We start from the raw sequence: 18,701 nt of genomic DNA on the forward strand, positions 1-18,701 counted from the left end.
GGGACTTTCTTACACGGACTGTTCTGCCTGCAACCGCTCGATGAAGGCCTGGACGGACATGCTGCCCAGATCTTCGCCAGAGCGCGTACGCACGGCCACGGCGCCATTTTCCTTCTCACGGTCGCCGACCACCAGCAGGTACGGAACCCGCTGCAGCGTATGCTCGCGAATCTTATATCCGATCTTCTCGTTGCGCAAATCGGCGTTTACCCGGAAGCCTTGATCTGCAAGGGTTTTCCTGACCTGGCTTACGTATTCAGCCTGGGCATCGGTGATATTGGCCACCACCACCTGGGTCGGGGCCAGCCAGGACGGGAAGGACCCGGCGTGGTGCTCGATCAGGATGCCGATGAACCGCTCCATCGAGCCCACGATGGCCCGGTGCAGCATGACCGGGTGCTTCTTCTGGCTGTTCTCGTCCACGTACTCGGCGCCGAGGCGGCCGGGCATCATGAAATCGACCTGCATGGTGCCCAGCTGCCAGGTGCGGCCGATGGCGTCCTTGAGGTGGTACTCGATCTTCGGGCCGTAGAAGGCGCCCTCGCCCGGCAGCTCCTGCCATTCCACGCCACAGCTGCCCAGCGCCGAGCGCAGCGCGCCCTCGGCCTTGTCCCAGGTGGCGTCATCGCCGAGGCGCTTTTCCGGGCGCAGCGCGATCTTGATCTGGATGTCCTCGAAGCCGAAGGTCGTGTAGACCGCCAGCGCCTGCTGGTGGAAGGCGGTCACTTCCGCCTCGATCTGCGACTCGGTGCAGAACACGTGGCCGTCGTCTTGGGTGAAACCGCGCACGCGCAGGATGCCGTGCAGCGCGCCGGACGGCTCGTTGCGGTGGCACGAACCGAACTCACCGTAGCGGATCGGCAGGTCGCGGTAGCTGTGCAGGCCCTGGTTGAAGACCTGGATGTGGCCCGGGCAGTTCATCGGCTTGACCGCGTAGGTGCGCTTCTCCGACTCGGTGAAGAACATGTTCTCCTGATAGTTGTCCCAGTGGCCGGACTTCTGCCACAGCGACACGTCCAGGATCTGCGGGCAGCGCACTTCGCCGTAGCCGCTGTCACGGTAGACGCGGCGCATGTGCTGCTCGACCACCTGCCACAGCGCCCAGCCCTTGGGGTGCCAGAACACCAGGCCCGGGGCTTCTTCCTGCAGGTGGAACAGCTCCTGCTGCTTGCCGATGCGGCGGTGGTCGCGCATTTCGGCTTCTTCGATGCGCTTGATGTAGGACTCCAGCTGCTTCTTGTCGGCCCACGCGGTGCCGTAGATGCGCTGCAGCTGCTCGTTCTTGGCATCGCCGCGCCAGTAGGCACCGGAAATGCGGGTCAGCTTGAACGCCTTCAGGAAGCGCGTGTTGGGCACGTGCGGGCCGCGGCACATGTCCACGTATTCCTGGTGGTAGTACATGCCCATGGCCTGGATGTCCGGCGACATGTCCTCGATCAGGCGCAGCTTGTAGTCTTCGCCACGCGCCTTGAAGATCTCGATCACCTCCGCGCGCGGAGTGACCTTCTTGATGACGTCGTAGTCCTGGGCGATCAGCTCGCCCATGCGCTTCTCGATGGCGGCCATGTCCTCGGGCGTGAACGGGCGCTCGGAGTAGATGTCGTAGTAGAAGCCTTCGGCGATGACCGGGCCGATCACCATCTTGACGTCCGGGTACAGCTGCTTGACCGCATGGCCGACCAAGTGGGCGGCGGAGTGGCGGATGATCTCCACGCCTTCCTCGTCCTTGGCGGTGATGATGCGCAGGGTCGCATCGCGATCGATCACGTCGCTGGCGTCGACCAGCACGCCATCGACGGAACCGGCGATGGTGGCCTTGGCCAGGCCGGCGCCGATCGACTGGGCGACGTCCATGACACTGACGGGGTTTTCGAACTCACGGCGGCTGCCGTCGGGGAGCGTGATCGCGATCATGACTGGGCTTTTTCTGGTGGGCCTGCAACGCAGGCCGGGGAGACGAATTCGGGAAGGTAGGCAACGGGGCCTGGCCGGTCGGCCATAAAAAAAGCGCCACGAAGGCGCCTGCAAGGGGCCGTCGGGAGCATTCAGCGGTGGGCGATGGTAGTGCTCATGTCGCACGCTGGACCGGCGCTGGGCGCGGGCCACCTTGTTGCCTTGATGTGGATGTCGGTGATCTTAAACCAAACCTCACGCTTTTGCGCCAGGCACGGCCGCCGGGCCGCCTGAACACCCGCCTGTGGCGCACCAAAACCGCAATGATTACCATCTGCGCACTGCCGCGTTACCCCGGCAATGCACTCTCCCCCAAGGATCTGCCATGTGTTCCGCCGTCCGTTCGATGGGCTCCCCGTGCTGAGCGGCAACGCCCTGACCCTGCTTTACTGCGGCGTGGCCACGGCCGCATCGGCCTTCTCGGCACTGGCCTTCTATGCGGCCTCGCCGCACTGCCGCTGGCCGCGACTACGTCGCGCCGGGCGCCTGGGCCGGCAGATCGGGTTGATTGCGTCAGCCACCTCGCTATGGCTGTGGATGGGGCAGCTGGGCTTGGCGACCGGGCTGTGCGTGACCCTGGCCGGGTGGATGCTCACCGCGCTGGTGCTGCCCTATCTGGCCGCGTGGACACGCCCGGAACGTGAGGCGCGGCGCTGATGTGGGCACGTGCGCTGGCCGGGCTGGTGGCCGGCTTCTTCGTGGCTGCCGCCGCGGCCGGACTGGTGGCGTGGCTGCCGTCGGGGCCGTGGCAGGCGGCGATCGTGCCCAGCCTGATCGCCTTCATTCCGTTCTGGATGCTGGCGGCGCTGTGGGCGTTTGCGTTCCGTACCGGTCTGCGCGCCTGGGGCTGGCTGGGTGCCACCGCGCTGGCCGGCTTCGCGCTGCTGTGGCTGCTGCGCGTCAATCACTGGGTGGTGTGAGGGTGTCCCGATGAAATTCAGCTCGCTCACCCTGCGCACGTTCACCACGGTGCATACCTGGGTCGGCCTGGTCGCCGGCTTCGCCCTGTTCGTGGCGTTCTATGCCGGTGCGATCACCGTGTTCCACCATGACCTGCCGCTGTGGCAATCGCCGCATGCCATGGAGCAGCCGGCGCAGACGCTGGACGACGCCCAGCGCCTGCTGGACGGCGTGCTGGCCCGGCACCCGGAGGCGCGCAGGCACATCGGGATGACCTTCCCCGGTGCCGAGACGCCGCAGTCGGTGGCGTACTGGCAGGACGCCAAGGGCACCTGGCTGTTCGCCTGGGCCGACCAGTACGACGGCAGCCCGACCCCACCGCAGGCCGGGTTGGCCGAGCTCATCAACGAACTGCACTACACGCTGGGCCTGCCGGTGGCCGGCATCTATGTGATGGGGGTGGTCAGCCTGCTGTACGGGCTGGCGCTGCTGTCCGGACTGGTGATCCACCTGCCCAGGCTGGTCGGCGATCTGTTCGCGCTGCGCCCGGGCCGCAACCTCAAGCAGATGTGGCAGGACGCGCACAACGTGATCGGGGTGCTGAGCCTGCCCTTCCACCTGCTGTTCGCCGTGACCGGTGCGCTGCTGTGCCTGGTGTTCCTGCAGATGGCCGCGCTCAACCCGCTGGTCTACGACGGCAAGCTGATGGCCGCCTTGCCGGCGGCGATGGATACCGCGCCGATCCGCGCCCCGGCCGGCGAGACGGTGCGCCCCGGCAGCCTGGGCATGCTGCACGCACGCGCGATCGCGGTGGCCCGTGACCAGGGCCAGAAGCGCTTCGAGCCGGCCTATCTGAAGCTGGCCAACGCCGGCGATGCCAACGCGGTGATCGAGATCACCGGCGACGGCGGAGTGTCGCTGGGGCCGCTGGGCGCGGTGGCGCTGGATGCCAACACCGGTGAGGTGCTGCATACGCAGCTGCCGGGCAGGCGCGATGCCAACCACGCCACCCTGGCGGCCGCCTATGCGCTGCATTTCGGCGAGTACGGCAACGCGCTGGTGCCGTGGCTGTACTTCGCGTTGGGGCTCGGCGGTGCGTTCCTGTTCTATTCCGGCAACCTGTTGTGGATCGAGTCGCGCCGCAAACGCCGCCAGCAGGTGCAGGGGCGTGCGCAGATCAACATGGCGCGGGCCACGGTCGGGGTGTGCATCGGTCTGTGCGTGGCGGTATCGGCCGCGTTCGTCAGCGTGCAGCTGCTGGAGTATCTGGCCCCTGCCCACGCCGACGTCGGCATGCGCTGGACCTGCTTCCTGGTCTGGGGCGGCTGCGCGTTGTGGGCCGCCGTGCGCGCGCCGTGGCAGGCCGCACGCGAGCTGCTGTGGGCCGCTGCGATCACCACCGCGCTGATTCCGCTTGTGCATGGCGCGATGAGCGGGCTGTGGTTGTGGACCAGCGCGCAGCGCGGCTACGGGCCGTTGTTCTGGGTGGATGGGGTGGCACTGGCGATGGCGCTCGGGTTCGCGGCCATGGCCCGGGCGAGCAGCCGACGGGCGATCCACGGCGAACCCAACAGCGTGTGGTCGCGCAGGACGGAGCAGGCGGCGCCCTGATCGGGCGCACGCGGGGAGTCGCGCGGCTGGCGGGGGCCCTTGGCGCATCACGCCTTCAGAATTCTTCAGCCACCTTTCCAGCACTTCAGACGCTGCCCGGGCCTAGTGGGTTCCTCATCCCGAGGAACCCAGCCCATGCACCGCACCCCACCCCGTTTGGCCACCCTGATCCTGTCGCTGGCCACCGCCCTGCCCGTCGCGGCGCTGGCGGCGTCGCCAGCGTTGGACGCGTCCCGGATCGCCGCCCTCGAGTCGGCCATCGCCAGTGACGACATCAAGCAGGTCACCAGCGTGCTGCTGATGGTGGACGGCACGATCGTCTACGAGGGCTATTTCAATGGCGGCAGCGTCGAGATGCTCAATGACGTGCGCTCGGCCAGCAAGAGCGTCACCGCCCTGCTGGTCGGCGCGGCGATTGGCGACGGCAGCCTGCCCGGCGTAAAGGCCAGGGTCTACGACTACTTCCCCGAGTTCACCGCGCGGCATCCGGTCGATCCGCGCCTGCGCGCCACCACCGTCGAAGACCTGCTGACCATGAGCAGCCTGTGGGAGTGCGACGATCAGAACGCGTTCTCCGCCGGCAACGAGGAGCGCATGTACGTCACCGAGAAGTGGCTGGACTTCGCCCTGTCGCTGCCGGTCAAGGGCTTCGCACCGTGGATGACCCGGCCGCAGGACAGCCCGCACGGCCGCGCGCATGCCTACTGCACGGCCAATTCGTTCGTGCTTGGTGCGGTGCTTGAGCGCGCCACGAAGCTGCCACTGGCCGACTACGCGGCCAAGGCACTGGAACGTCCGCTCGGCATTTCAGCCAGCCAGTGGAACCGTTCGCCCGAGGGCATCGGCATGGGCGGCGGCGGCACCCGTTACCGCAGCCGCGATCTGGCGCGGCTGGGCGAACTGGTCCGCGCTGGTGGCCGCTGGCAGGGCCGCCAGCTGGTCCCGGCCAACTACGTGCAGGCGATGGTCAGCGCGCAGGCGCGCACCGACGATGGCAGCGATTACGGCTACCAGTGGTGGGGCCTCAACCTGCCGGTCGACGGTCGCGAACAGACCGTGTGGACGATGTCCGGCAATGGCGGCAACTACGTGTTCGTGCTGCCGGAGAAGAAGCTGGTGGCGGTGATCACCAGCCGCGCCTACAACCGCAGCTACGCCCATCCGCAGTCGCGGCGCATCCTCACCGGGTTCCTGCTGCCCGCGCTGCACTGACACCGGCCAGCTCCTCGGGACGCCACGGGGCCGCCAACACCTGCGCACGCTGTGCGGCCACGTCGGCATCGATCCTGGCCAGCAGCCGCGGCCAGTCCGCGGCATCGTGCAGCGGCGCGAACAGCGGCGTGGCACGCAGCCAGGCGACATCGCGGAAGCCGGCGTCCACGGCGCGATGCAGGTCGCCCAGGGCGGCGACCGCGTCGCCCTGGGCCTGGTGCAAAAGCGCACGTTCCAGCGCGGTGTCGGACCAGCCGTCGTCGGCCTGCCCGTCCAGTGCCCGCAGGCGCGCGGCGATCCAGTCCGGCGTGGCCGGTTCGACGCCGTGCAGCCCGGCCAGCGTCTGTCCCATCGACTGCTGTGGACGCAGTTGGCGGCTGCGCTCGAAGGCCTGCCCGGCGCCCGCGCGATCACCCTGCATCAACCGCATTTCACCCTGCAGCCGCAGCAGTGCCGGATGCGGGGTGCCGCGTGCCAGGGCCTGCTCCAGCGCCGCGTCCGCCCTGCCCTGCTCGCCCAGGGCCAGCAGCGTGCGGGGCCAGGCGATGTTGGCGAAGACGTTGTCCGGATACAGCTGGAAATTGCGCTCGTGGCGGCGTGCGGCCGCCTCTGTGAAGCCAAGCAGTTCCAGTTCGCGCGCCACCTGCACATCGAGGAAGCGGATCCGCTCGGGCGCGCGCAGCGCGAGGTTGTTCTGCAGCGCCAGCGCGAGGTGTCCCTGTTCCTGATGCAGATAGGCCAGCGAGGCGCGGGTGCGCTCATCGTCCGGGTCGCGTTGCAGCGCCTGCCGGTAATCGGCGATGGCCTGCGGCATTGCCCCGAGGCAGTCGTGCGCATACCCGCGTGCGGCGTAGGCGGCGGCATCGTCGGGTGTGGCGCGCAGTACCTGCCCGGCCAGCTGCAACGCTTCCTGCGCACGCTCGCGGGCGCCATTGAACAGGCAGGCATCGGCGGCAAGCGCGCGGGCCAGGCCGCGACGGGCGACCCGCGAATCCGGGTCGATCTGCAACGCCTGCCGATACAGCGCAATGGCCCGCGTATTGTTGCTGGCCTGGCCGATACCGGCGTAATAGTCCGCACGCTCCAGCACCGGCCCGGCGGGCGAGGTCGGTACACGCGTTGGCCATGCCACGGTGATCACGCCCGCTGCGACGACGGCGGTCATCGCTGCGATGGGCCCGATCCAGCGGCGCGTCCGCGATGTTCCCATGGCGCTGGCCTGCGGCGGTACCGGCTGCAATGGCGCGCACAGCTGGTAACCGCGCCCGCGCACCGAGCGCACGTAGCGTGGCTGCCGGCCGTCATCGCCCAGCGCCTGCCGCAACAGCTTCACCCGTTGACTGATCGCATCCTCGCCGACCACCGCCGGCGCCCAGACCTGCGCGGCCAGCGTGTCGAAGTCCACCACCGCATCACCGTGGGCGAGCAGGCAGTCCAGCAGGCGCCAACTGAGCCCGGTGACTGGCAGGACCACGCCATCGCGTCGCACCTGCTGCAGGGTGCGGTCGATATCCAGGTCCAGCAGGCGCACAGTCTCCATGCCGGCAAGCATAGGCCACCGCGAACCGTGCCGGATGTGGCCGATGGCGCCGCATCACCGCCCAATCGCAACGGGGCAGCTACAGTGCGCCCAAGCCCCCACGCCCGCACCGCCATGACCGACCTGCATATCGACCGCCTCGACCACCTTGTCCTGACCGTGGCCGACATCGCCACCACCTGCGACTTCTACCAGCGCGTACTGGGCATGGAGGTCATCGATTTCGGCACAGGCCGCAAGGCCCTGCGGTTCGGGATGCAGAAGATCAACCTGCATGCGCACGGCAAGGAGTTCGAACCCAAGGCCGATCGCCCCACGCCAGGCGCGGCGGACCTGTGCCTGATCACCTACGCAACGACGGAGGAGATCCTCGCGCACCTGGAGGCGCAGGGCGTGGTGGTGGAAGAAGGGCCGGTGCAGCGCACCGGCGCGACCGGCCCGATCCTGTCGGTGTATTTCCGCGACCCCGATGCCAACCTGATCGAGGTCGCGCGTTACCTCGACTGAGGCAGGAACGGCGCGGACATGGCCTGCAACAGGCTGCCCTGCGCGTCATCGCCGGTCAGTTCCCAGGTGAACACGCCGCGCAGCTGCGCCTGCTTCGCATACGCCGCGCGCGCACCGATCGAGGTCGGGTCTTCGTAGCTGATGAAGATGCGTTCGGCCGGGTTGTACAGCCATGGCGTCTGCGCCACCGGATGCCAATGCCGCTGCCAGCCGGGCTGGTCGAGGAAGTCGCTGCGGATGCGCCGCCAGTCGCCGGCATCGAACGGCGCGCTGTAGGGCTGGTACAGCCCCTCACCCGCGTCGGTGGTGACACGGAAACCGCGCCCGTAGAACGGCACGCCCAGCACCAGCTTGTCGGCCGGTACGCCGTGCTGCTGGTAGTACTGCACCGCGCCTTCAACGGTGTTCCAGCGTCGCAGCACCGGGTCCAGCGGATCGGTCGGCACCTGTCGCAGGGGCGCGTTGAAGGTGGACACCTTGGAGAAACCGGTGCCCATGTCGTAGCTCATCAGGTTGATGAAATCGAGCGCGCGCCCGAGTTCCTTCAACTCGTAGCTGAGCGCCGGATCGTAAGGGCCGTCGGTCTGCACGCGACCGGCCGGCAGCGCCGCCGTGAGCAGCAGGTGTTGCGCGCGCGGCTTGCCCACCGCATCGAGCTGACGGCGGAATTCCTGCACCAGCAAGGTCATGTTGCGGCGGTCTTGCGGGCGGCGGGCGATGTCGGTGGGACCGCCAGACACCGGAAATTCCCAGTCGATATCCACGCCATCGAAACTGCCGCGATGCCGCTCGAAGAACAACGCCACGCAGGAGGCCACGAAGCGCGCGCGGCTGTCGGCAGTGAGTGCGGCATCGGAGAAGCCGCCCGCGTTCCAGCCGCCGATGGAGATCAACGTGTGCAGCCCGGGATGCGCACGCTTGAGCGTGGCCAGTGCCTTGAAATGTGCATCGGCCTGCGCGCCGACCACGCACTGCCCCTGCTCGATGGTGGCGAACGCGTAGAACAGGTGGGTCAGCGTGTCGGCGGGGATGCTCGCGACCGGATAGCGCTCGGCCGAACCGCCGGGGTAGTAAGCGCCGATCACCTTGGGTGCCGATTCCGCAGCAGATGCCGCGTGCGGTAGAAGGCTGGCGATCAGCACGGCGAGTACGGCCACGGAATGACGGAACATGCGAACTCCCGGTTGAAGGCGAGGCCACGTTAGCAGACCGGCAGGGGGCGGGAATGGGTTTGCATGGCAAGTCCTGCAAAGCTGTCCTGCAGACAGCATGGCGCCTGCTGCAGGAGTCCTGCCGGACAGCACGCAAGGTAAGACGCGGTCAGCCGCGGGGCATGCAGCCCCGTCCGGGTGATCCGGCGAGTCCACCGATGGCGTGCGGCCGCAGGCAAAGAAAAAGCGGGCCGAAGCCCGCTTTTCCTTTTCGAAAGCGTGAGAACCAACGGTCCTCAGCTACCGGGCGATCGGCGTGCGCCGATTACTCGGCGGCGACGGCGCCTTCGCCTTCTTCGACGGCCTTCATCGACAGGCGGATACGGCCCTGCTTGTCCACTTCCAGCACCTTGACCTTGACCACATCGCCTTCCTTCAGCACGTCGCCGACCTTCTCGACGCGGTCGCTGGAGATCTGCGACACGTGCACCAGGCCATCCTTGCCCGGCAGGATGGTGACGAACGCACCGAAGTCCATGATCTTGGCGACCTTGCCTTCGTAGATGCGGCCCGGCTCGACGTCCGAGGTGATCTGCTCGATGCGGGCCTTGGCGGCCTGCGCAGCGATGGCATTGACCGAGGCGATGACGATGGTGCCGTCATCCTGGATGTCGATCTGGGTGCCGGTTTCCTTGGTGATGGCCTGGATGGTGGAACCACCCTTGCCGATCACTTCGCGGATCTTGTCCGGGTGGATCTTGATGGTCAGCAGGCGCGGCGCGTAGTCCGACAGCTCCTGACGCGGCGCGGTCAGGCCATGGGCCATCTCGCCCAGGATGTGCAGACGGCCAGCCTTGGCCTGCTGCAGTGCCTGCTTCATGATCTCTTCGGTGATGCCTTCGATCTTGATGTCCATCTGCAGGGCGGAGATGCCCTCAGCGGTACCGGCGACCTTGAAGTCCATGTCGCCCAGGTGATCTTCGTCACCCAGGATGTCGGACAGGACGACGAAGCGCTCGCCTTCCTTGACCAGACCCATGGCGATACCGGCCACCGGCGACTTGACCGGCACGCCGGCGTCCATCAGGGCCAGCGAGGAACCGCAGACCGAGGCCATCGACGAGGAGCCGTTGGATTCGGTGATTTCCGACACCACGCGGATGGTGTACGGGAAGGATTCCAGCGACGGCATCACTGCCAGCACGCCGCGCTTGGCGAGGCGGCCGTGGCCGATTTCGCGACGCTTCGGGCCCATCATGCGGCCGGTCTCACCCACCGAGTAGGGGGGGAAGTTGTAATGGAAGAGGAAGTTGTCCTTGTACTCACCGGACACGGCGTCGATGACCTGGCCATCACGGGCGGTGCCCAGGGTGATGGTCACGATGGCCTGCGTTTCACCGCGGGTGAACAGCGCCGAACCGTGGGTACGCGGCAGGATGCCGGTCTTCACGGCGATCGGGCGGACGGTGTCCAGCGCACGGCCGTCGATGCGGACCTTGGTGTCCAGCACCGAGTTGCGCATGGTGCTGTATTCCAGCTCGCCGAATTCCTTCGACAGCTCGGCCGGGTTCCAGCCTTCGGCGGCCACGCGGCCGGCCAGCGACTCGACCACGTCCTTCTTGATCGCCGAGATGGCGTCACGGCGCTGCAGCTTGTCGCGCACCTGGAAGGCTTCGCCCAGACGCGGGCCGATGGCTTCCTGCAGGGCGCTGATCAGCACGTCGTTCTTGGCCGGGGCTTCCCAGGTCGACGGCTTGGTGCCGGCTTCCACGACCAGTTCGTTGATCGCGTGGATGACCTTCTGCATTTCGCGGTGACCGAAGGTCACAGCGCCCAGCATCACGTCTTCGGACAGCAGCGCGGCTTCGGATTCCACCATCAGCACGGCGTTGGCGGTACCGGCCACAACCAGTTCCAGCTCCGAATCCTTCAGTTCGGTCACGGTCGGGTTGAGGATGTACTCACCGTTCTTGTAACCCACCTTGGCGGCGGCGATCGGACCCTTGAACGGGGTACCGGCCAGCGACAGCGCGGCCGAGGCACCGATCAGCGCGGCGATGTCGCCGTCGATGTCCGGGTTCAGCGACATCACCGTGGCGATGATCTGCACTTCGTTCTTGTAGTCTTCCGGGAACAGCGGACGGATCGGGCGATCGATCAGGCGCGAAATCAGCGTCTCTTTTTCGGTCGCGCGGCCTTCGCGCTTGAAGAAACCACCCGGGATACGGCCACCGGCGTAGAACTTCTCCTGGTAGTCACAGGTCAGGGGGAAGAAGTCCTGGCCCTCACGCGCGCTCTTGGCAGCCACGGCGGAGACCAGCAGCACGGTGTCGTCGAACTTGACGATGACGGCACCGCCGGCCTGACGGGCGATTTCGCCGGTTTCAAGCGTGACGGTATGTTTGCCGTACTGGAAGGTTTTGGTGATTTTTGCCACGGGGGATTTCCTTGGGATGATGCTTTCTTCGAATGGACCGTGGGCGACCCTTGCCGCCGACGGGTGACCGGTTGTCCGGTCCAGGCGTTTGATGCGGTACTGCCAAAACAAAACCGCGGCGCATTCCTGCGCCGCGGTGGGGATTCGTGCTTAGCGACGCAGGCCGAGCTTTTCGATCAGGGCCTTGTAACGCGGAGCGTCTTTCTTCTTCAGGTAGTCGAGCAGGCTGCGGCGGCGGTTGACCATCTGCAGCAGACCGCGGCGGCTGTGGTGATCCTTCTTGTGGGTCTTGAAGTGGCCGGTCAGCAGTTCGATGCGGGCGGTCAGCAGGGCGACCTGGACTTCCGGGGAGCCGGTGTCGGTGGCGCTGCGCTTGTTGTCTTCAATGACTTTCTGGGTGTCGATCGACATTTTATTTTCTCTTGGATGCGTGGCCCGCAGAAACGTCCCATTGACGTACCGCGTGACTCGCCGTGAACGAAAGGATGACCCCGCAGAACGCGGGAAGCCTGAAAAGGCCGCGAAATTGTAACGGGCGCAGCCGTCCGGGACAAGGACCGGCTGCCCGGCCGGTCAGAGGTTGAAGCGCCGTTGCGGGGCCAGCAGCCCGGTCTCATCGACCTGGCCCAGGCCCTGGATCTGCGCGTCCGGGCCATAAACAGCCACCAGCCCCGGGGCCCAGTCAGGATTGCGCAGGCGCTGGCCCACGCAGAAACGGGGCGTCTGTTCAGCATCCAGGGTCACCCGGGGATACTGCGCCAAACCGGCGGACAGCGGCAGCAGCAGCGCTTCCATGGCGGCCTCCCCGCCCTGCTCGGCCAACGCGGCCAGGGTTTCCAGCGTCACCATCGGCGCGTCGCGGAACGGGTCCACCCACAGCCGGCGCAGGCCGGCGATATGCGCCCCACAGCCCAGCGTCTCGCCGAGGTCGCGGGCCAGGCTGCGGATGTAGGTGCCTGAACCGCAGGTCACGCGCAGCGACAGCCGGGTCGGCTGCTGCGCCAGCACCTCGATGGCGTGCACCTCGACCTCGCGCTCGGGCGCCTCGATGGCCTCGCCCCGGCGCGCCTTCAGGTACAAGGGCTCCCCGCCCTGCTTGAGCGCCGAATAGATCGGGGCACGCTGCAGGATGCGCCCCTGCAGCGGCGCCAATGCGGCAGCCAGGGTCTCGGCGCTGATCGCCGACACCGGCCGTTCGCGCAGCACCGCACCATCGGCATCGTCGGTGTCGGTGGTCTGGCCCAGCACGATGTCGGCGTCGTAGGCCTTGGCCGAGCCCAGCAACAGGCCGGCGATCTTGGTCGCTTCGCCGAAGCACAGCGGCAACAGCCCGGTCGCCAGCGGGTCCAGGCTGCCGGTGTGGCCGCCCTTCTCGGCACGGTACAGGCGGCGCGCCACCTGCAGCGCGGCGTTGGAGCTCATGCCGGTGGGCTTGTCGAGCAGCAGGATGCCGTCCAGGCGACGGAAGAGGATTCGAGGTGCCATGCGGTGGTTTCGATCGGCGCCATGCGGCGCAGCCGGCGATGCCGGCGTTTGGCGGTACGGTCGCTTGCCGACCCGGGCACCGCCCCATAAGACAACAGCCCTTGCGGGCTGTAGGTCCATCACTCGGGTTTCTTTTCGCTTTCGTCCGCGTCGTCGTCGCCGTCCACGGAGGTGCGGCTCTTTTCAGCCGCCAGCGTATCGGGCAGGTCGCGCAGGATGTTGTCGATGCGCTCGCCACGGTCGACCGAATCGTCGTAGTGGAAGTGCAGCTCCGGCACGTGACGCAGCTTCATCGCCCGCGCCAGTTCCATGCGCAGGCCCCAGGCCAGTTCCTTCAGGCCCTTCATGGCCTCTTCCGAACGTTCGGGCATCAACGCGGTGACGAAGATCTTGGCATGCGCCATGTCACGGGTGATTTCCACGTCGGAGACGCTCACCGAAGGCAAGCCGTGTTCACGCACCGCGTTGTGCACGAGCGTTCCCAGTTCACGGCGGATCTGGGCGGAAACACGGTCGGTTCGATGGAAGGTCTTTGGCACGGTAGGCAGGCTCGTCTTGAAAGTGATGCGGAAAAGCGGAAAGAGCCGGACCGCGCGTGGCGGTCCGGCCTGGAACATTACAGCGTGCGCGGCACTTCGATACGCTCGAAGCACTCGATCTGGTCGCCCGGCTTGACGTCGTTGTAAGCCTTCACGCCGATACCGCATTCGGTACCGTTGCGGACTTCCTCGACGTTCTCCTTGAAGCGACGCAGCGATTCCAGCTCGCCTTCGAAGACCACGACGCTGTCGCGCAGGACGCGGATCGGCTTGCTGCGCTTCACGGTGCCTTCGATGATCATGCAGCCTGCGACCGCACCGAACTTCGAGCTGCGGAACACGTCGCGGACCTGGGCGATACCGATGATCTCTTCGCGGATTTCCACGCCGAGCAGACCGGACGCCACCTGCTTCACCTGATCGATCACGTCATAGATGATCGAGAAGTAACGCAGGTCCACGCCATTGGATTCAATGATGCGACGCGCGGAAGCGTCGGCACGCACGTTGAAGCCGATGACGGTGGCCTTGGAGGCAACCGCGGAGTTGGCGTCCGACTCGGTGATGCCGCCCACGCCGGAGTGGATCACGTTGATGCGGATGTCGTCGTTGGACAGCGCGACCAGTGCCTGGCTCAGTGCCTGCACCGAACCCTGCACGTCGGCCTTGATCACCAGGTTCAGCACCTGCTGGCCATCGCCCTTGCCCAGGGTCGCCATGATGTCTTCCATGCGGCTGCCGGCAGACTGCACCAGGCGCGATTCACGGCGCTTGATTTCGCGCTGCTGCGCCACGTCCTTGGCCAGACGCTCGTCTTCGACGACCACGAAGTCATCGCCGGCATCCGGCACGCCGGACAGACCCAGCACCTGCACCGGAATCGACGGACCGGCCTGGTCGGGCTGTGCGCCGGTTTCGTCGAACAGGGCGCGCACGCGGCCGTACTGGATACCGCAGACCAGGTAATCGCCCTTCTTCAGCGAACCCTGCTGCACCAGCACGGTGGCGATCGGGCCACGGCCCTTGTCCAGCGAGGACTCGATGACCACGCCGCTGGCGCGGCCGTCGGCCACGGCCTTCAGTTCCAGCAGTTCGGCCTGGACCGAGATCGCCTCGAGCAGGTCGTCGATACCCAGGCCAGCCTTGGCCGAGATCTCGACCATCTGGGTGTCGCCACCGAAGTCTTCGGACACGACCTGCTCGGTGAGCAGTTCGTTCTTGACCCGCATCGGGTCGGCGCCGGCCTTGTCGATCTTGTTGATCGCCACGATCAGCGGCACACCCGCCGAACGGGCGTGCTGGATGGCTTCCTTGGTCTGCGGCATGACGCCGTCGTCGGCCGCCACCACCAGCACCACGATGTCGGTCAGCTTGGCACCGCGGGCACGCATGGACGTAAACGCCGCGTGGCCCGGAGTATCCAGGAAGCTGATGACGCCCTTGGGCGTTTCAACGTGGTACGCACCGATGTGCTGGGTGATGCCACCGGCTTCGCCCGTGGCGACCTTGGTGCGGCGGATGTAATCCAGCAGCGAGGTCTTGCCGTGGTCGACGTGGCCCATGATCGTGACCACCGGCGGACGTGCGACCGGCTCGCCATGGTTGCCCGCGGACTGCGCCAGCAGCGCGTCTTCGGCATCGTTGGTGTTGGCACGGATCACGTTGTGGCCGAGTTCTTCGGTCACCAGCGCGGCGGTGTCGTGGTCGATGGTCTGGGTGATGGTCGCCATGACGCCCATCTTGAACAGCGCCTTGACCACATCGCCGCCCTTCAGGGCCAGCTTCTGGGCCAGATCGGCCACGGTGACGGTATCGCCGATGGTCACATCACGCACGATCGGGGCGACCGGACGCTCGAAACCATGGGCACCACCGCCGCTGCGCGACTGGTTGCTGTCACGGCGACCGCCGTGCTGCACGCGCCCGGTCGGACGACCGCGCGAGTTGCTGTTGTTGCCACGACGGGCGCGATCGGCGGCCGACAGATGCAGCTGACCGGCGAAGCGGTTGCCACCATCGTCGTCGCGCTTGGCGCCCGGGCGGTTGTTGTTGTTCGAATTGCGGTCGTCCGCGCGCGGCGCCGGACGTGCAGCCGACGGTGCCGACGGACGCGGATTGCGTGCCGGGGCATCGGCAGCGGCGGGCTTGGCCGCAACCGGGGCCGGGGCCGGCGGTGCGTTCCTGGCCGCTTCGGCAGCGGCTTCGGCCGCCTTGCGCTCGGCTTCGGCACGCTCCTTGGCGTCGATTTCTTCCTGACGCTTGCGGGCGATTTCTTCGTCGCGCGCACGGTCCTTCTCGGCCAGTGCGCGCTGCTCGTCCAGATTGCGCTGGCGGGATTCCTCCAGCTTGCGCAGGATGTCGGCGCGCTCCTCATCCGCGGTCATCGGCTTGCCGCTGGCGTCCTTCATGTAGGTGCGCTTCTGGCGCACTTCGACGTTGACGGTGGTCTTGCTGCGGCCGGCGCTGACGGTCACTTCCTGCAACTTGCGACGGTTGAGGGTGATCTTCTTGGCGGCCTCGTCAGTGCTCTCGACGGGCTGCTCGGTCTTGCCGTGCGAACGACGAAGGAAGCCCAGGAGCTTCACCTTCTCGGTGCTGGTCACGACCTGGTCGGGACCGCTGAACTTCATGCCGGCTTCGGCAAGCTGTACAAGCAGTTTATCGACCGGGGTGTTGACCAGTTCGGCAAGCTTGCGGATGGTGGTTTGCTGCGACATTCGGATCCTATGATCTGGTTGGCGCTCCCTCGAAACGTGCGAAGGCAGCGCGGAGTCTAAGCCCTGATCGGGTCAGGGCACTGTTCATCGCTGGCTCATTCGCCGCGCTCCAGGCGGGCGATCTCCTCGGCTCGGGCGGCAAGGATCAGGGCGGCGGCGCGCTCCTGGTCCATGTCCTCGATACCGAACTCGAGGATCTCGTCGGCGGCCAGGTCCGACAGGTCCTCACTGGTACGCACGCCATGGCCGGCCAGGGCGTAGGCAGTTGCCTCGTCCATGCCTTCCAGGGCGAGCAGGTCTTCCGACGGCGAGCCGTCCTCCAGACCTTCTTCCACCGCCAGCGCTTCGTTGAGCAGCGCATCGCGGGCACGGGCACGCAGCTCTTCGACGATGTCTTCGTCGAAGCCTTCCACGGCCAGCAGTTCGCCAACCGGGACGTAGGCGATTTCTTCCACGGTGTTGAAGCCTTCGGTCACCAGGATGGCGGCGATTTCTTCATCCACTTCCAGCTTGTCCATGAACAGCTGACGGGCAACGCCCTGCTCTGCCTCGGACTTGGCGGTCACCTGGTCCTGGGTCATCACATTGAGCTGCCAACCGGTCAGGCGGCTGGCCAGGCGCACATTCTGGCCGCCCTTGCCGATCGCCTGGGCCAGACGCTCTTCAGCGACCGCCAGGTCCATCGAATGCTTTTCTTCGTCGACGATGATCGACTGCACTTCGGCCGGCGCCATCGCGTTGATGACGAAGTTGGCCGGGTTCTCGTTCCACAGCACGATATCCACGCGCTCACCGTTGAGCTCGTTGGACACGGCCTGGACGCGCGAACCGCGCATGCCGATGCAGGCACCGATCGGATCGGTACGGGCGTCGTGGGCGAGCACGGCGATCTTGGCGCGGTCGCCCGGATCGCGTGCGCAGGCCTTGATCTCGACCAGGCCCTGGCCGACTTCCGGCACTTCGAGCTTGAACAGTTCGATCATGAATTCCGGCGCGGCGCGGCTGATGAACAGCTGCGGGCCACGCGGCTCCGAACGCACTTCGGCCAGGTAACCGCGGACGCGGTCGCCGGCACGCAGGACGTCGCGCGGAATGCCCTTGTCCTTGGGGATGAAGGCTTCGGCATTGCCACCGAGGTCGACGTAGATGTTGCCACGCTCGGCGCGCTTGACCACACCGGTGACCAGTTCGCCGACACGATCCTTCCACGCATCGACCACCTGCTGGCGCTCGGCTTCGCGCACGCGCTGGACGATCACCTGCTTGGCGGCCTGTGCGGCGATACGGCCGAAGTCCGGGTTTTCGATCTGTTCTTCGATGTAATCGCCGACTTCCACGCCTTCGGCTTCGTCGATGGCATCCATCAGACGAATCTGGCGATCGGGCGATTCCATCACCACGTCATCGGCCACCACTTCCCAGCGGCGGAAGGTTTCGTAGTTGCCGTCCTTGTGGTCGATCGACACACGGGCCAGCACTTCTTCATCGGGGTAGCGCTTCTTCGCCGCCGACGCCAATGCTGCCTCGATGGCATCGAAGATCACTTCACGCGGAACGCCCTTTTCATTGGCGACCGCATCCACTACCAGCAAAAGTTCCTTGCTCATTGGCTCACTCCGCGCGCGGCTTTTTGGCCGCCGGCTCGTTGGATGGTTTCTTGTTCGCCTTGCCACCCTGCTTGGGTGCCGGGCCAGTCGGTTTGGTCGGAGCGAGGCCGAGGGCGGCCCAGTCCGGCATGATGCGTGCCTTGTCGATATTCTCGACATCGGCGGTGAACGGGGAATTGTCGACCTTGAAGGTGACGGTGCCCTGTTCGATGTCCACAGCAAGGATTTCGCCCTGCAGTCGGCGACGGCCGTCCTGCGGGAGCTTGAGGGTAACCTTGGCCGATTCGCCGATGGCACGCTGGAACTGCTCGCCGGTGAACAGCGGGCGGTCGACGCCGGGCGAGGACACTTCCAGGGTGTAATTGGCGGTGATGGGGTCTTCGACGTCCAGCTGTGCGGAGACTTCGCGGCTGACGCGTTCGCAGTCGTCGATGTTGACGATGCGCTCGGGCTGTTCGGCCAGCGGCACGTCGATATAGAGGCGCAGCGTCGCACCACCCGGGGCAGTGAGATATTCCACGCCCAGCAGCTCGAGACCCAGCGACTGAACGGTGGGGGCGAGCAGATTCGCGATTTCAGTTGCCTTGTCGCTCACAGTCTGCCTTGTTCGTTGAAAGAGATACGGGCCTGGTCCGGCGAACGGACCACCTTCCGGAAACAACAAAGGGCCCGCTGGGCCCCTTGTCCGGTACAACTCCGGTCATGCTGGATTCCGGTAGCGGGAACACACGCGGTGTGCGTTCCTGCGAGCCCAGCGTTCCGGGGGGTCACGGCGGCCTGGGTACAGGTTGCCGTTCCTGGAAGCCGGTTGCGGGACCCTTCTCATCCGTTGACGGGATGGGAGTGGTCAATCCGCTAAGCCACTGATCATAGCCGTTGCACCGCGCTGGTGCAATGCTTTGGGATGTTTCCGGGTTGCCTATTGTAAAAGCTGAACAGCGGGCGCTTGCGGACGCGGGCCTGGTGCCGGGGGCTGCGTTAGGGCTGCGGCAGCTTGCGTCTGCGGCGACGTGGCGCGGCATACGGGCCTCGCAGCTCGGCG

General features: G+C 66.5%; 15 protein-coding genes. 5 read left to right on the forward strand and 10 right to left on the reverse strand.

The genetic code is table 11. From position 1 onward, the window contains the following. Positions 1-9 precede the first annotated feature (9 nt). Positions 10-1,914, reverse strand: coding sequence for a threonine--tRNA ligase (gene thrS, locus RTO53_RS06895; protein ID WP_312237089.1), 1,905 nt, complete (start codon positions 1,912-1,914; stop codon positions 10-12). Positions 1,915-2,280: 366 nt separating this feature from the next. Between thrS and RTO53_RS06900 the strand changes: the two genes are divergently transcribed. From RTO53_RS06900 to RTO53_RS06915, 4 genes are all read left to right on the forward strand, one after another. After that, positions 2,281-2,610: a hypothetical protein gene (locus RTO53_RS06900; protein ID WP_312237090.1), complete on the forward strand. Its 330-nt coding sequence runs from the start codon at positions 2,281-2,283 to the stop codon at positions 2,608-2,610. Continuing rightward, a complete protein-coding gene (locus RTO53_RS06905; protein WP_312237091.1) occupies positions 2,610-2,873 on the forward strand; it encodes a hypothetical protein in 264 nt (87 codons plus the stop codon). The genes RTO53_RS06900 and RTO53_RS06905 overlap by 1 nt, the downstream gene beginning before the upstream one ends. A 10-nt stretch (positions 2,874-2,883) precedes the next feature. Continuing rightward, a complete protein-coding gene (locus RTO53_RS06910; RefSeq protein WP_312237092.1) occupies positions 2,884-4,464 on the forward strand; it encodes a PepSY-associated TM helix domain-containing protein in 1,581 nt (526 codons plus the stop codon). A gap of 135 nt (positions 4,465-4,599) precedes the next feature. Next, on the forward strand, positions 4,600-5,676 hold the full coding sequence (locus tag RTO53_RS06915; RefSeq protein ID WP_312237093.1) for a serine hydrolase: 1,077 nt from the start codon (positions 4,600-4,602) through the stop codon (positions 5,674-5,676). Here the strand turns inward: RTO53_RS06915 and RTO53_RS06920 are convergent. Then, entirely contained in the window at positions 5,645-7,216 is a 1,572-nt protein-coding gene (locus tag RTO53_RS06920) for a winged helix-turn-helix domain-containing protein (protein ID WP_312237094.1), read from the reverse strand. The two genes, RTO53_RS06915 and RTO53_RS06920, sit on opposite strands and share 32 nt — an antisense overlap. Positions 7,217-7,339: 123 nt before the next feature. Between RTO53_RS06920 and RTO53_RS06925 the strand changes: the two genes are divergently transcribed. Next, on the forward strand, positions 7,340-7,723 hold the full coding sequence (locus RTO53_RS06925; RefSeq protein ID WP_312237103.1) for a VOC family protein: 384 nt from the start codon (positions 7,340-7,342) through the stop codon (positions 7,721-7,723). Here RTO53_RS06925 and RTO53_RS06930 read toward each other — a convergent pair. The 8 genes from RTO53_RS06930 to rimP all read right to left on the reverse strand — a co-directional run bounded on the left by RTO53_RS06930 (position 7,711) and on the right by rimP (position 18,254). Further along, on the reverse strand, positions 7,711-8,895 hold the full coding sequence (locus RTO53_RS06930) for a glycoside hydrolase family 18 protein (protein ID WP_312237095.1): 1,185 nt from the start codon (positions 8,893-8,895) through the stop codon (positions 7,711-7,713). The two genes, RTO53_RS06925 and RTO53_RS06930, sit on opposite strands and share 13 nt — an antisense overlap. Before the next feature lie 304 nt (positions 8,896-9,199). Further along, on the reverse strand, positions 9,200-11,311 hold the full coding sequence (gene pnp / locus RTO53_RS06935) for a polyribonucleotide nucleotidyltransferase (protein WP_312237096.1): 2,112 nt from the start codon (positions 11,309-11,311) through the stop codon (positions 9,200-9,202). A 150-nt stretch (positions 11,312-11,461) separates the two neighbouring features. Next, positions 11,462-11,722, reverse strand: a complete 261-nt coding sequence (rpsO, locus tag RTO53_RS06940; RefSeq protein WP_128097467.1) for a 30S ribosomal protein S15 — start codon at positions 11,720-11,722, stop codon at positions 11,462-11,464. 162 nt (positions 11,723-11,884) lie between these two features. Beyond that, positions 11,885-12,796 carry a tRNA pseudouridine(55) synthase TruB gene (truB, locus tag RTO53_RS06945; RefSeq protein ID WP_312237097.1) on the reverse strand — a complete coding sequence of 304 codons (912 nt, stop codon included), beginning with the start codon at positions 12,794-12,796 and terminating at the stop codon, positions 11,885-11,887. 119 nt (positions 12,797-12,915) lie between these two features. Next, positions 12,916-13,335: a 30S ribosome-binding factor RbfA gene (rbfA, locus tag RTO53_RS06950; protein ID WP_312237104.1), complete on the reverse strand. Its 420-nt coding sequence runs from the start codon at positions 13,333-13,335 to the stop codon at positions 12,916-12,918. A gap of 77 nt (positions 13,336-13,412) precedes the next feature. Continuing rightward, positions 13,413-16,052, reverse strand: a complete 2,640-nt coding sequence (infB, locus tag RTO53_RS06955; protein WP_312237098.1) for a translation initiation factor IF-2 — start codon at positions 16,050-16,052, stop codon at positions 13,413-13,415. Positions 16,053-16,147: 95 nt separating this feature from the next. Next, positions 16,148-17,659, reverse strand: coding sequence for a transcription termination factor NusA (gene nusA / locus RTO53_RS06960; RefSeq protein WP_312237099.1), 1,512 nt, complete (start codon positions 17,657-17,659; stop codon positions 16,148-16,150). A 4-nt stretch (positions 17,660-17,663) separates the two neighbouring features. Continuing rightward, positions 17,664-18,254: a ribosome maturation factor RimP gene (gene rimP / locus RTO53_RS06965; protein WP_312237100.1), complete on the reverse strand. Its 591-nt coding sequence runs from the start codon at positions 18,252-18,254 to the stop codon at positions 17,664-17,666. Positions 18,255-18,701 lie beyond the last annotated feature (447 nt).

This window comes from Stenotrophomonas sp., assembly GCF_031995405.1.
In the GTDB taxonomy this organism is placed as follows: Bacteria; Pseudomonadota; Gammaproteobacteria; order Xanthomonadales; family Xanthomonadaceae; genus Stenotrophomonas.

What these genes read in the sequence shown, in the direction of transcription:
- nusA (WP_312237099.1), bottom strand. Translation starts at nt 17,659, where the DNA reads ATGAGCAAGGAACTTTTGCTGGTAGTGGATGCGGTCGCCAATGAAAAG.
- RTO53_RS06915 (WP_312237093.1), top strand. Translation starts at nt 4,600, where the DNA reads ATGCACCGCACCCCACCCCGTTTGGCCACCCTGATCCTGTCGCTGGCC.
- thrS (WP_312237089.1), bottom strand. Translation starts at nt 1,914, where the DNA reads ATGATCGCGATCACGCTCCCCGACGGCAGCCGCCGTGAGTTCGAAAAC.
- RTO53_RS06905 (WP_312237091.1), top strand. Translation starts at nt 2,610, where the DNA reads ATGTGGGCACGTGCGCTGGCCGGGCTGGTGGCCGGCTTCTTCGTGGCT.
- infB (WP_312237098.1), bottom strand. Translation starts at nt 16,052, where the DNA reads ATGTCGCAGCAAACCACCATCCGCAAGCTTGCCGAACTGGTCAACACC.
- RTO53_RS06930 (WP_312237095.1), bottom strand. Translation starts at nt 8,895, where the DNA reads ATGTTCCGTCATTCCGTGGCCGTACTCGCCGTGCTGATCGCCAGCCTT.
- RTO53_RS06920 (WP_312237094.1), bottom strand. Translation starts at nt 7,216, where the DNA reads ATGGAGACTGTGCGCCTGCTGGACCTGGATATCGACCGCACCCTGCAG.
- truB (WP_312237097.1), bottom strand. Translation starts at nt 12,796, where the DNA reads ATGGCACCTCGAATCCTCTTCCGTCGCCTGGACGGCATCCTGCTGCTC.
- RTO53_RS06910 (WP_312237092.1), top strand. Translation starts at nt 2,884, where the DNA reads ATGAAATTCAGCTCGCTCACCCTGCGCACGTTCACCACGGTGCATACC.
- rpsO (WP_128097467.1), bottom strand. Translation starts at nt 11,722, where the DNA reads ATGTCGATCGACACCCAGAAAGTCATTGAAGACAACAAGCGCAGCGCC.